Annotated in this window: 12 protein-coding genes; 3 read left to right on the top strand and 9 right to left on the bottom strand. The window is 69.7% G+C overall.

What is annotated here, in order from left to right; all coding sequences use genetic code 11:
• Positions 1-13 precede the first annotated feature (13 nt).
• Positions 14-1,333, top strand: coding sequence for an MFS transporter (locus OG210_RS13565; RefSeq protein WP_328329232.1), 1,320 nt, complete (start codon positions 14-16; stop codon positions 1,331-1,333).
• Here OG210_RS13565 and OG210_RS13570 read toward each other — a convergent pair.
• The 4 genes from OG210_RS13570 to OG210_RS13585 all read right to left on the bottom strand — a co-directional run bounded on the left by OG210_RS13570 (position 1,296) and on the right by OG210_RS13585 (position 4,098).
• Entirely contained in the window at positions 1,296-1,784 is a 489-nt protein-coding gene (locus OG210_RS13570; RefSeq protein WP_328329230.1) for a hypothetical protein, read from the bottom strand. The two genes, OG210_RS13565 and OG210_RS13570, sit on opposite strands and share 38 nt — an antisense overlap.
• Positions 1,785-1,923: 139 nt before the next feature.
• On the bottom strand, positions 1,924-2,316 hold the full coding sequence (locus OG210_RS13575) for a cupredoxin domain-containing protein (RefSeq protein WP_328329228.1): 393 nt from the start codon (positions 2,314-2,316) through the stop codon (positions 1,924-1,926).
• 124 nt (positions 2,317-2,440) lie between these two features.
• The gene (locus OG210_RS13580) at positions 2,441-3,316 is read right to left on the bottom strand and encodes a ferritin-like domain-containing protein (protein ID WP_328329226.1); all 876 of its coding nucleotides are present in this window, start codon (positions 3,314-3,316) and stop codon (positions 2,441-2,443) included.
• Entirely contained in the window at positions 3,313-4,098 is a 786-nt protein-coding gene (locus tag OG210_RS13585; protein WP_328329224.1) for a ferritin-like domain-containing protein, read from the bottom strand. Before OG210_RS13585 ends, OG210_RS13580 begins: the two co-directional genes overlap by 4 nt.
• Before the next feature lie 284 nt (positions 4,099-4,382).
• On the opposite strand from OG210_RS13585, the gene OG210_RS13590 reads away from it, so the two are divergent.
• Positions 4,383-5,702, top strand: coding sequence for an aldehyde dehydrogenase family protein (locus tag OG210_RS13590; RefSeq protein ID WP_328329222.1), 1,320 nt, complete (start codon positions 4,383-4,385; stop codon positions 5,700-5,702).
• Positions 5,703-5,996: 294 nt separating this feature from the next.
• On the opposite strand, the gene OG210_RS13595 is transcribed toward OG210_RS13590, so the two are convergent.
• The 3 genes from OG210_RS13595 to OG210_RS13605 form a co-directional block, all read right to left on the bottom strand.
• Positions 5,997-6,542, bottom strand: coding sequence for a class IV adenylate cyclase (locus tag OG210_RS13595; protein WP_371536634.1), 546 nt, complete (start codon positions 6,540-6,542; stop codon positions 5,997-5,999).
• 28 nt (positions 6,543-6,570) lie between these two features.
• Positions 6,571-7,665, bottom strand: coding sequence for a radical SAM protein (locus OG210_RS13600; RefSeq protein ID WP_371536637.1), 1,095 nt, complete (start codon positions 7,663-7,665; stop codon positions 6,571-6,573).
• 94 nt (positions 7,666-7,759) lie between these two features.
• Entirely contained in the window at positions 7,760-7,984 is a 225-nt protein-coding gene (locus OG210_RS13605; RefSeq protein ID WP_328329216.1) for a hypothetical protein, read from the bottom strand.
• Between the two features lie 606 nt (positions 7,985-8,590).
• Between OG210_RS13605 and OG210_RS13610 the strand changes: the two genes are divergently transcribed.
• A complete protein-coding gene (locus OG210_RS13610; protein WP_328329214.1) occupies positions 8,591-9,865 on the top strand; it encodes a transcriptional regulator in 1,275 nt (424 codons plus the stop codon).
• On the opposite strand, the gene OG210_RS13615 is transcribed toward OG210_RS13610, so the two are convergent.
• Together OG210_RS13615 and OG210_RS13620 are read right to left on the bottom strand one after the other, a co-directional pair.
• Complete coding sequence (locus OG210_RS13615; RefSeq protein ID WP_328329212.1) at positions 9,846-10,505, bottom strand: HAD family hydrolase; 660 nt, start codon at positions 10,503-10,505, stop codon at positions 9,846-9,848. The genes OG210_RS13610 and OG210_RS13615 overlap by 20 nt on opposite strands.
• An 87-nt stretch (positions 10,506-10,592) precedes the next feature.
• The gene (locus OG210_RS13620) at positions 10,593-12,668 is read right to left on the bottom strand and encodes a GTP-binding protein (protein WP_371536641.1); all 2,076 of its coding nucleotides are present in this window, start codon (positions 12,666-12,668) and stop codon (positions 10,593-10,595) included.
• Positions 12,669-12,842: the final 174 nt, after the last annotated feature.

Below are 12,842 nucleotides of genomic sequence, written 5' to 3' on the forward strand. Positions count from 1 at the left end.
CTACCGTCGTCCGGTGACTGACCCGCACATATCGCCTGCCGCGCACACGCGGGGGACACCCGGTTTCCGCCGGGCCACCGGAGCGCTCTTCGCCGCCGGGATGACCACGTTCATGACGCTGTACTGCGTCCAGGCCCTGCTGCCCGCCCTGTCCTCCCACTTCAGCCTGTCCCCCGCGGCCTCGTCGCTGACCATCTCGGTCTCCACCGCGGCCATGGCCATCGCCGTGGTCCCGCTGACCGCCCTCTCCGACGCGTGGAGCAGGACCGGGATGATGAGCCTGGCGCTGGGCGCGGCCGCGCTGCTCGGCATCGCGGCGGCCTTCGCGCCCAACTACCCGGTGCTGCTGGTCTTCCGGGTGCTCCAGGGCCTCGCGCTCGCCGGACTCCAGGCGACGGCGATGTCGTACCTGGCCGAGGAGGTGCACCGCGAGTCGCTCGGCCAGGCCATGGGGCTCTATGTGGCGGGCAACGGCATCGGCGGCATGGCGGGCCGGCTCGTCGCGGACGGGGTACTGGATCTGACGGGCAGCTGGCGCTGGGCGATCGGCGCGGTCGGCGCGGTGGCCGCGGTCTCCGCCGTGGTCTTCCATCTGACGGTGCCCGCGTCCGTACGCTTCGTCCGCCGGGAGGCCAGGCCGCGCGCGCTCGCGTCCGCGATCGGCCGGGCACTGCCGGACAGCGCCCTGCTGAGGCTGTATCTGATCGGCTTCGTGGCGATGGCCGCGTTCGTCACCGTCTACAACTACCTGGGATTCCGGCTGATCGACGCGCCGTTCAACCTGTCCCAGACGACGGCGGGGCTGCTCTTCATCGCGTACACCGCGGGCTCGTTCTCGTCGGCCGCCGCGGGCCGGCTGGTCGACCGGTACGGCCGGCCGCGCGTGCTGCTGCCCGCGCTGCTGGTCACGCTCGCGGGGCTCGCGCTGATGCTCGTCCCGCAGCTCGGCGCGGTCATCCCGGGGCTGGTGATCTTCACCGTGGGCTTCTTCGCGGCCCACGCGGTGGCCAGCGGCTGGGTCGGCGGGCGGTCCACCCTGCTGGGGGTGCAGGGCGCGGCGGTCTATCTGTTCTTCTACTACATCGGCAGCGCGGTCGGTGGTTCCGTGGGCGGTATCGCGTACTCCGCGGGGGCGTGGAACGGACTCACCCTCTACTGCGGCTGCCTGGTCGCGGTGGCGCTGCTCAGCGCGGTGACGCTGCGCCGGGTACGGACAGCGGCCCGGCCCGGCCCGGACCGCCCGTCCGCGCAGTCCCCGCTGCCCGCCGCGGAACCGGCGGCCGAGCCGTCCGCTGTCACTCGACCCGGCGACGGCTCCGGCGGCGCTCGGTGAACCGGCGGCGGTAGGAGCCGGTGAGCAGCAGCAGGGTGGTCGCGACGATGGTCACGGCCTGCGCGATCACCACGAGCTTCTTGTCCCAGAACCAGATCGGCTCGTACATGTTCGGCACCGGGCCGAGCGTGCCGACGTTGATGTACCGGTAGACGAGCAGCAGCGCCAGACCGCCCGCCGCGACCAGCCAGGCGAACGCGTCGGACACGGCGCGGCGCCAGACCAGCACGAGCAGGGCCGCGAGCCCGGCCACCCCGGCCTCGATCCGGAACAGCGTGCCCTGGCTGATGCTCGCCGAGATGAGGTCGTAGCGGTCGGAGAGGTTCGCGTGCACATAGGCGTCGACGGCCAGCCCGGCGGCGGCCAGCAGACAGAGCAGCGCCCGCAAGGGGCGGCGGGCCGGACTGCCGGTGTCGCCCGGCGGCGTGGCGAGTGAGGGATCGGACGGCATGGGGGTCCCTTCCCGGCCCGGGGTCCCTTCCCGGCCCGGGGTCCCTTCCCGGCACGGTGGAGCGGGCGCGTGGTCGCGAGCGGGTGTGTGGTTACGTACGTGTCGTGCGGCGTACAGCGGGGCGGGCGCCGGTCACGGGTCAGCTGACCGTGAGCGAGCCCTTCATGTACTGGTGGATGGTGCAGAAGTAGGGGTACTTGCCCTTGGCGGACGGCGCCTTGAAGGTGACCGTCTTCCCCGCGGCGATGTCACCCGTGTCGAACGCCTTCTTGCCGGTGGCCGTCAGGGTGTGGAGCGTCGAGTCCTTGTTCGTCACCGTGATCGTCGTACCCGGGGCGACGGTCAGGTCCGCGGGTGTGAACGCGAAGCTCTGGATCGTGATCTGGTTGCCCTTGCCGCTCGCCGCGGCCGTCGGAGTGGTCGACGTCGAGGAGGACTTCGATCCGCTGTCCGAGCAGCCGGTGACAGCGGTCAGCATGCAGAGCGCGGCTGCGGCGACCGCCACACGCGGCCTGCGGGTACGAGTGAGCATCGTGTCTCCGGTGGTCTTCGGGGCGGCAGACCCGGCCCCGGCCAGGCGCGTGGGGGAGGTACGCACCTGGCCGGGGAGCCGGAAGGGGACGGGCGGGCGGGTCCGGGGAGGGGGACGGACGGAGTCAGACAGTCAGCAGGCTGGGACTGGCCGCCTTCTTCGTACCGATGAAGGCGTCCGGGACCGGGTACTGGCCCAGCACGTAGTGCAGGATCGCGGCATGCATGGCCTCGACCGGAGCGATGGTCGCCGCCGTGTTGACCCCGCCCAGGCTTTTGACGTTGTACGTCGCGAACACATAGGTCTCGGTGGCCTGATCCTCCAACTGGAGCGCCAGTTTGGCCACCCCTGTGACGTCCTTGACCTGACCGAGCGCCTTGGTGACGGCGGCCTGGTCGGAGAGCGGCACATCGGTGATCTTGGGCTTGCCCGCGCTGGTGAGCACGCCGTTCCACGCGTCGGCGTGGTCCTTGTGCTGCGCCATCGCGGTCTGGATGAACGTCGCGATGGCCGGCGGCACCTTGCCGAGCTTTCCCGCGTTGGCCGCCTTGAGAGCCGCCTGGTAGGCAGCGACGGCCTGGTTCTCCAGGGCCACCGACAGGGCGACGGCCTTCAGGTCGCCGGTGTACGTGGAGGACCCGCCCGACGCGGACGCCGAAGCACTGGCCGACGAGGATGCCGAGGCGCCCGCCGACGGGGAGCCGGACACGCTCCCGCCGGTCGGCGTGGTGGACGACTTCCCGCCGCACGCGGCGAGCGCCAGCATGGCCGCCGAGGCACCGGCGCCGGCCAGGAAGCGGCGGCGCGCCAGACGCGAACCCTCTTCGTGGGCGGGCTCGGAACCGCAGGCCCCCAGGTCCTTGAGCTCCGTCGACAGGTCACGGGCGGACGCGGCCATGACGGGAAGTGCAGCCCGGTGGGCCTCGTCCATCTCGCTCGTCAGACGGGACAGCTCGCCCTCGCTGATCGGCAGCTCCCAGCTGCCCCTGCTGCTGCTCATTTCACGGCCCCTTCACTGACCGGAGAAGCCATCTTGGTGGGGTAGAAGGCGTCCGGGAATCCGACGCTGCCGATGGCTGCGGGGAGCTTCGCGACGTCCGTGGGGATGGCGATGAGGTTCGTCTTCCCGTCGGCCAGCAGGGCCTGCACGGCCAGCAGCGTGGCGCGGTGCTGGGCCTCCACCGGCGCGACCGAGGCGAAGAGCTGACGCAGGCTCGTGTCGTGGACCTGCCCAATGTTCTTGGTGTACGTCTGCGCCGCGACGTCCTCCAGCGAGATGGCCAGCTTCACCACGTCCGCCGACGTCTTGAGTGTCGGCAGCGTCTTCTTGACCACCGCCGCGTACTTCGGGTCCGTGCCCGTCTGCTCCTTGCCGCCCGCCTTCTGGGCGGCGGCGTTGAACGCCTGGGCGTGTGCGGTGTGCTGCTGCGCCGTCTTCGTGATGAAGGCCAGCACGGTCTTGTTGCCGGTCTTGATGAACGGCAGCCCGGCCGCGGTGTGATAGACGCTCACCGCCAGGTTCTCCAGCGAGGCGGCCGTCTGGAGTGCCATGACGTCGGTGCTCGACGCCGCCGCCGCGCGTCCGGCGCCCAGCAGGGTCGCCACGCCCGCGGCCCCCAGCAGAGTGCCCCGGCGCTGCCACCAGCGGCGGCTTGAGGATTCGGCCGTTTCGGCGAAATCCGCCAGCGCGGAGTTCGTCATCCGGAGCGCGTCGCTGTTCAAATCCTGCGACTGCTCGGTCAGCTCCTTCAGCAACCCGGTGTCGATGTGATCGGTACCCATCGCGTCCCATCTCCTCCCCCGCGCCGGACAGCACGGGTGTCTCCCCGAGCCTTGGGCAAGGGATGTGCGCAGGACCCGATTGCTGAGACCGAATGCCGCAACGCATACCCGAACGGAGGACGAACCTGTTGCCTGAGGCGTGCATTTCGTTCCGGGCGAGAACCAGGCGGGAACCGGGCGAGAACCGATCGGGGACCGGGGAGGGAGCGCCCCTTTTGGTAAATACACATACTTGAACGGCCGTCCGTACCGGTCCGACGAACGAACCCAACCGAGGAGCATCCGTGTCCGTGCAGCCCCCCGAGAAGCCCGCCGAAGCCGTCGCCCGGCTGCGTGCCACCTTCCGTACCGGCCGGACCAAGACCCTGTCCTGGCGCACCGAACAGCTGCACGGCCTGCGGGCGATGCTGACCGGGCACCGCCAGGAACTGGCCACCGCGCTCCACGCCGACCTGGGCAAGAGCCAGCGCGAGGCGTTCCGTACGGAGATCGACTTCACCGTGCGCGAGATCGACCACACCCTGGAGCGGCTTGAGGGCTGGCTGCGGCCCGAGCCCGTCGACGTACCGGAGCACCTCGGTACGGCGAGTGCCTGGACCGTGCTGGATCCGCTGGGCGTCGTCCTGGTGATCGCCCCGTGGAACTACCCGCTTCAGCTGCTCCTCGCCCCGGTCGCCGGGGCGCTCGCCGCGGGCAACTGTGTCGTCGCCAAGCCCAGCGAAGTGGCCCCCGCCACCTCGCGGGCCGTCGCCGAACTGCTGCCGCGCTACCTCGACCGTGACGCGGTGACCGTGGTCGAGGGCGCCGTACCGGAGACCACCGCCCTGCTCGCCGAGCACTTCGACCACATCTTCTACACCGGCAACGGCGCCGTGGGCCGCATCGTGATGCGGGCCGCCGCCGAGCATCTGACGCCCGTCTCCCTCGAACTGGGCGGCAAGTCACCGGCGTTCGTCGACCGGGGCACGGACCTCACGGCGGTGGCCACCCGGCTCGCGTCGACCAAGTTCCTCAACGCGGGCCAGACCTGCGTCGCCCCGGACTACGTCCTCACCGACCCCGCGACCGCCCGGGAGCTGGAGACCGCGCTGACCTCGGCCGTACGGGAGCTGTTCGGCGCCGACCCGGCCACCTCCGACGACTACGGCCGGATCATCAACGAGCGCCACTTCGACCGGCTGACCGGCCTGCTCGGCTCGGGCAGGCTCGTGGTCGGCGGCGACAGCGACCGCGCGGAGCGCTACCTCGCGCCCACCGTGCTCGCCGAAGTGGCGCCCGGTTCACCGGTCATGGGCGAGGAGATCTTCGGCCCGATCCTGCCCATCGTGGAGGTCGAGGGGCTCGACGAGGCCATCGAGTTCATCAACGACCGGGACAAGCCACTGGCGCTGTACGCGTTCACGGACTCGGTGCTGACCCGCGACCGGCTCACCACCGAGACCTCGTCGGGCGGCCTCGGCTTCGGCCTGCCGGTGGCCCATCTCACCGTGCCCGAGCTGCCGTTCGGCGGGGTGGGCGAGAGCGGGATGGGCCGCTATCACGGCCGGTACTCGCTGGAGACGTTCAGCCACCGCAAGGCGGTCCTGGACAAGCCGCTCGGCTGAGGCGGGGGCCGCAGTCCGAATCCGGCCGGGGAAACTTCGCGTTCCCCGGAACCCAATTCGCCTCACGATGTGAACTGTGGCCGGTCGGACCGACGGTCACCGAGCTCAGGCAGCCATCCCTCTGAAAACTCCACAAGTGGTCAGCCGGAGAGCTTTTCACTTCAGGACCCAAAGCGTTTTGAGGGCAATTCCTCGTGCACCTCTATAAACGCCTGGCATTGTCGGCGAGTTGGAGTGCCCGCCTGTTGGGGCGCAGGCGGGCACCAACTGCGGCAAACAGCCAGGGGCAAGGTGTCAGCCGAAGAGGAGAGTCGGTTCGACGAGGATGTCCCTGCCCCGCTCGCTCTTGTAGATCAGATCGATGCTGCCGAAGCGGGCCTCGGTGTAGTCGAGTCCGAGCGAGGCCACCGCCTTGCGTACGGCCTCTTCGGAGCTGCTCTCGATCTCCAGGAAGGTGGGCAGGTCCGGCCAGGTGTCGAAGTCGTAGGCGACGCCGCCGAGGTGCCACTCCTCGCGGTAATTCTGCTGGTACCGCACCTGGCGCAGGCCAACGGCCGCGAGAAGTTCCGCGGTCCGTTCCAGGTCACTCACCTCGATCTCGATCTCGGTGGTGCCATTGATGTGGGAGGCGTCGGTGACCTGCTTGAGCGTGAGGGTGGCCTTGCCGCCCTCGTCCCGAAGGCGCAGCCACTGCTCGCCCTGGACGGCGTCGTTCTCGAAGATCAGGCGGGTGAACAGGGTCTTGCCGAAGGCCAGCTCGGCCCCGGCCGCTCGCAGTTGGTCGCGTACGGCGTCCACGTCGATGTTCAGGAACTTGGCTTCGTATTCGTGCTGGGCCACAGCATCCTCGCTCTCGTTGGTTCCGCTTCTACGCGGTCAGGTCGTGCAGGTCCTGCTCGCGCATCTTCCTGATCTCGGCGCACGTGTCGCTGCCGACGAACTCTTCCACGGGCAGACACAGGTCCATGCGCTGAATACACACGCCGACGTGGAAGGTTCCTTCCGGGTCGCGGTAGAGCCGCACCCCGTAGTAACCCTCGTGGCAGTCAACGCTGTTGTTGAATCTGCATCCGGCACACGTGTCGGGCAGTCGCAGGGAACGGATGTGCTTCACCATGAGCTGCCGGCCTGACGGAAGCTGATAGGTGATGCGGAAACCTGACGTACCTGCGATCAGCCGGATCTCCTGCGGGACGGCACCGAGCTCGGCCAGGAGGAGATCGACGGCGTCGAGAGACGCATCGCCGTCAGCCAGCGATGTCAGTACCCGCACGGATAATCTCGGCGAGTACTTCTCCAACAGCCGGTGGATCCGCTGTACGTGGGTGTGATCGGGGATGACGATGTTCGCCCGCACTCCGATGCCGAGCGATAGGGCGAGGCGGATCGAGTCCTCCAGCGCTTCGATCTTGCGCGTTGCCAGCGGCCGGACCCTGAACCGTGTGCTCTGAACCTGCGAGAGCTCGTCGGGGGTGGTGCCGAAGATCGAGAAGTTGACGTGCGCGAGTCCGGCGTCCGCGCAACCGGGCAAGGACCTCACACCGTTCTCGCCGTTCGAGGTGACACTGACCGAGTAGCCGACCTGTCGTGCGAGGGCGACGATCTGCGGCAGCTTGGGATGCAGGGTCGGCTCCCCACCGGTGAGGTGGATCTCGTCGCAGTGCAGTGCGTCGCCGAGTTGGGTGAGGGCGCCGCGGAACGCCTCGTCCGGGATGACCGGGGCACTGGTGAAGCGGGCGCCGTTGGTGGCGACGTAAAGGGAGGTCCGGCCGGATGGGCCGGTGGAGGTGAAACGTTCGGGCCGGCGCGGATGGTTGTCGGCGCTGACCGGTGTGCCCTCGTTGTGGCAGAACGTGCACGTCATGCCACAGGCATCGATGACTTTGACGCGCAGTGTCCGGTCCATCGACACATGGATCGGGACATCTTCGCTGACGTTCCGTAAAGCACGGTGCTGGAACATGTGGCGTTGCTCCTTCGGCATGGCACGCCGGCAGCTTGGAGGGAGAGAGCCGGCTGAGGCGTGCCTGGCAAATTTGTTTGCTGTGCTGACCGGGTCAGGAGCTGACGGGCAGGTCAGGGGCGGATGCGGCTGCGCTGCCTGCCTGCATCGGCGCTGGGCTGTGCTGGGTGAGGTAGGCAAGCCCGCCAACGGCGAGGAGCGAACCGAGGCCCCATATGAGGCCAAGAACCATGCCGAGAAGGTCAGGGCCCGGAGGCTGGGCCACGGCCAACACGCCGAAGCGCTGCCGTGCGGGGCCCGAGTGCAGGAGAGCGGTCATGTCGTCTCCGTAACTGGCCTTCGGAGAGGAGCTGTCACGCTTTCGACTGCCGCGTGCAGAACCTGGGCGTCCGTCAGCATCGGAGCGGTCCCGGGAGAGACCCGCCAGTGGAGCCCGGGCCCGCGCACGCGATGCAGTGGAGGGACGACAAGGTGCTGGTTCAGGCCGAGCGGCCGCGTGTCGGGCACGTTCCAGACGGCCGCAGTGCCCGTCCGTACGAACCAGTAGAAGGCCGGTTCACGCGGATCTTCGATCACGGCACCGCTACGAGGTCCGAGAGCGATCAGCACACGTACCCCGACGCCTCTTGGTACGCGTACGGCGTCCCAACGGAATCCGGCGCCCTGGATCTCGCAGCTAGCTACCGTGCGCATCGTGGGTGGTTCCGGGATCTCTTGTGACACAAAGGGACAACTCCTCACCGAACACCGAGGCTTGAATGTGTGGAGCCGTCATCTTCGCGAGACGGGACGTCCCCTTCGAGGACTTCAAAGGGTCACCCGGAGGACTTCAAGAGGGCTTTCCTTCACCTGGTTGATGAGTACGTGCCGCGATGGGGACATAGCGTGGGAGCCTCAGGTGAGGTTTCGGACCACGGAGGAGTTCATGTCCCGTCCCATAGGCAACACCCGCCTCAAAGCCGCCCGGGTGACGGCCGGCTACAACTCGCAGCAGGCCCTCGCGGACGCCATCACAAAGGCCGCACCGCAGCTCGGCATCCGAGGACTGGCCGTCGGTGTCCGCCAGATCCGGAGGTGGGAATCCACCAATCCACCGTGGCCCCAGCCGGACATCCGTCGTGTGCTCACCCATCTGCTGGGCCAGGACGCCGAGGACCTCGGCTTCACGGCTCCCTGGGGCTCAGGGCAACATCCGGACGGTCAGCACCGCCCGGCCTCGGCGGCCCGTTCCATGCCCGGCACGCGCCTGGCCACGGTGCCCACCCAATCCGTCGCGGTTACACAGCCGACGAGCGTTGGAGCCAACTACGAAGCGGTGACCCGCTCCCATCGGCACCTCTACTGGTCCGTCGCACCAGCCACACTGCACCCTGCGATTCTGGAGCACGCGCGGCTGGGCTGCGCGCTTCTGCCCGAGACGGTCGAACCCGCCCGGCACCGACTCGCAGCCGCACTCGCCGAGTCCTACCTGCTGGCAGGCCGCATCGAATTCTTCGACTTCCGCCAACCCGACCAGGCCGGCGACACCCTGCTGCGCGCCCTTCAAGCCGCCGGCGAGGCCGACGATCCGCTCCTGGGATCGGCGATCCTCGCGCACACAGCCTTCATCCCGGGCTGGGCAGGTGAACGCGAAGCGGCAGTGGAGCGAATGGTCGCGGCCCGCACCTACGCCCGCCGCGGACCCGCATCCGCAGAGTTCCACGCCTGGCTGGACGCCGTCGAAGCCGAGTGCGAGACCCGCTGCGGAAACACCCGTACCGCCCTGCACCTCATCGGCCACGCCGAAGACATCCTCACCGCCGGCACCGAGCACACCACACCCGTCTGGATGGACTGGTTCAGCCCCGTCCGCCTGGCAGCCTTCAAGGGCAACACCCAACTCAAAGCAGGCCACCTCCCTCAAGCTCGCGAAACCCTTCAGCAGGTGCTCGAAGACCTGCCGCCCGAGTCGGCAAAGCAACGCACTGTCGTTTTGGGAGACTTGGCCGCGGTGGCAGCCGCCGACAGCGATCCGCAAGAGGCATGTCACTACGCCGGCCAAGCCCTCGATCAGCTCGCCCTCACCTGGTACGCCACAGGCATGGACCGCGTACGCGAAGTGCGTCGCACGCTCGCTCCGTGGCAGAACGAGCAGTGCGTGCGGGACTTCGACGACCGGCTCTACGACTGGGGAACGACGGTCAGCGCCCTCCAGCGTTGAACCCGGCGATCCTCTCCGGCAGCTCCGCCAGCGAGTCGATCCGCATCGTGGTGATCGCGTCGGCCTCCGGATCGCCCTGCTGGATGGTGCCCCAGGGGCCCCGCCGGATCAGCGCGGTCAGCAGCCCCGCCTGCACGGCCGGGCGGATGTCGTTGTCGAGCCGGTCGCCGACGTACAGAATCTCGCCCGGCTCGGCAGGCGTCGCCTCGATGACGTGCTCGAAGAACTTCACGTCCGGCTTGGACGCACCCCAGTCGTCGCTGGTGGCGATGAGATCGGACGGCAGATCCAACCCACGCAACAGGCCGCCGGCCCGCACGGTCTGATTGCCCGCGATGCCGACCCACAGACCAGCCCCGCGCAGCCCAGCCAGGGTCGGCCGCACGTCCGGATAGAGGTCGTCCTCGCCGAACCACTCCGGCTTACCGGCCTCGGCACGCCTGTCCCGCTCCTCGGCCAGGTCGAACCCCGGCCGGAACTCCTGGAACGTCTCGCGGTAGTCCCGCCCCTGCGCGATGACCGCCCCGAACATGGCCGCGAACGTATGCCGGGGCACCCCCAGCCAGTCCGCCCAGGTTCCGTACTCGCGGGTCTCGTCCACAAGGCACTCACCGACATCGAACACCACAGCGCGAATCATGCTCGGCAGGGTAATGCGCCCCGCAACGCCGTGCACGGATGGGTTACGGCCCTCCGCCGGACCCGTACCGCCCGCCCCGGCCCCTGCTCAGTCGGCAAGGCTCCGGTCGGCGAGGAACCTCAGGTACTCCTCCCGGTTCAGTGGATTGCCGTCGGTGCGCGGACGGGTCGGCGCCGGGCCGCGCACCGGGCGGTCCTCCCCCGGACGGGACCACACCGTGCCCTCCCCGCGGGTCAGCCCCGGCAGTGCCTTCTGGAACTTCTGCACCCGCCTGACCGGCAGCTCCGCCGTGACCAGCCAGGACGAGCCGGCCGTGGTGGAGCCGGTGATCTCGGCCCCGAGCGGCACGAGGCAGCCGACGACCGTGTGGAGCGCGTCCTCCGGAATCTCCGCCTCCAGCGTCTGGCACGGCTCGAAGACCCGGCTGCCCGCACGTCGCAGCGCGCGCATCAGGACCAGCGGCGTGAGCTGCCGGAAGTCCGCGGCGACGGTGAGCGGCGACATGTAGCCGGTCCGGGTGAGCGTGACCGTGCAGTCGGTCACCTCCCAGCCGTACAGGCCCTGTTGTAGGGTCCGCAGCACGGACTCCTCGATGGCGCGGTGGAAGGCGCGGGGCAGCGCGCCCCACTCGGTCTCACGCGCGAAGGTGACGCCGGCGCCGCACGGGGCGGATTCGACGCGCAGGCCCACCGTCGCCAGGAAGTCGTTGTCGCCGTGCCGGTCGATCTCGGTGAGCGCCTCCCCCCGGCCGGCCGGCCGCTCGAAGTACACCGGGCGGACCGGCTCGAACACCACCTCCAGGCCGAAGTCCCGCTCCAGCCGCGCCGTGAGCACCTCCTGCTGCACGGCCCCGTAGAGCAGTACGGAGGTCGCGCCGCCGCCCGCCGCCCGGGTGCGGATCAGCGGGTCCTCGTCCGCGAGCGCCAACAGGGCCGCGTGCAGCCGCGCCTGCTGCCCGGGACCACACGCCCGTACGACCGTCTCCAGGCTCGGCGGCGAGAAGTGGAACTGCTCCGGCCGGTCGTCGGGCGCGCCCAGCCGGTCCCCGACCCGGATACCCGGCAGACCGCGCACCCGGCCGATACTGCCCGCCGTCAGCCGCCGGCCGGGCTTCTGGCCCGCGGCGCCGTGCGCACCACGGGTGTCCGGGGCGCCGGGGACGGACACGACGTCGAGGCCGGTGATCCGGCCGCTGAACTCGGTCTGTTTCCCGCCGGGTTCACGCTGCCAGTAGGTGACACGCTGCCGTTCGCGTACCTCTCCCGAGAACAGCCTGAGGTACGCGACCTTCTCACCGGCGCCCGTGCGCTCGACGGCGAACACCGTGCCACACGGGCCGGTTCCGGCCGCCGGGGCTGCCGCGGCGGGCTCGGCGGCTGTCCGGGGCGGGCGCAGCAGTGCGGCGATGCCGTCCGTGAGGGCGGCGATGCCCTCGCCGGTCAGGGCCGAGCCGAAGAAGACCGGGTGCAGCAGCCCGGCCCCGCACTGCCGGGTGAGCAGGGCGTGCACGTCGTCGGCCGGCGGCAGCTCGCCCGCCACGAGCCGGGCCAGCAGGGCGTCGTCGTGTTCGGCGAGCGCCTCGGCGGCCGTCATACGGAACTCCGGCTGCTGCAGGGACCGTACGGCCGTCCGGGCGGCTGCCGTTCCCGCGTCCCGCACCGCACTCATGGCGAGGATGTCCGGGGTGAGCCTGGCGCGGATGTCGGCCAGCAGGCTGTCGGAGCGCGCGCCCGCGCGGTCGATCTTGTTGACGAAGAGCAGCGTCGGCAGCCGCAGCCGGCGCAGCGACCTCAGCAGGACACGGGTCTGCGCCTGTACGCCTTCGACGGCGGACAGCACGAGAACCGCGCCGTCGAGCACGGACAGCGCCCGCTCCACCTCGGCGATGAAGTCGGGGTGGCCCGGGGTGTCCACCAGGTTGATCTGCAGGCCCCCGGCGCCGCTGACGGCGAAGGGCGCCACCGCCGAACGGATCGTGATGCCACGCTCGCGCTCGATCTCGCCGGTGTCCGTCTGCGTACTGCCGGCGTCGACGCTGCCGAGTTCGGAGATGGCACCGTTGTCGAGCAGCAGCCGTTCGGTGAGGCTGGTCTTACCGGCGTCGATGTGGGCGAGCACGCCCAGGTTCAGGGTGGTTCCGGGATTCAGGATGGTGTCGGGCACAGAGGTCCTCAGGGGGGATGGAAGAGAGAGACGGCCTGATGACTCCGTGGAACTGCCGCATCGTCTTCCTCTTCCGCTGATTTCTCTGAACCCTCTGGGCCTGCTGGGCCCGCTGGGCCTGCTGGGCCTGCTGGGCCCGCTGGGCCTGCTGGGCCCGCTGGACCGAGCCTCGCG

Origin of the sequence: Streptomyces sp. NBC_00466 (genome assembly GCF_041433995.1) — a bacterium.
In the GTDB taxonomy this organism is placed as follows: domain Bacteria; phylum Actinomycetota; class Actinomycetes; order Streptomycetales; family Streptomycetaceae; genus Streptomyces.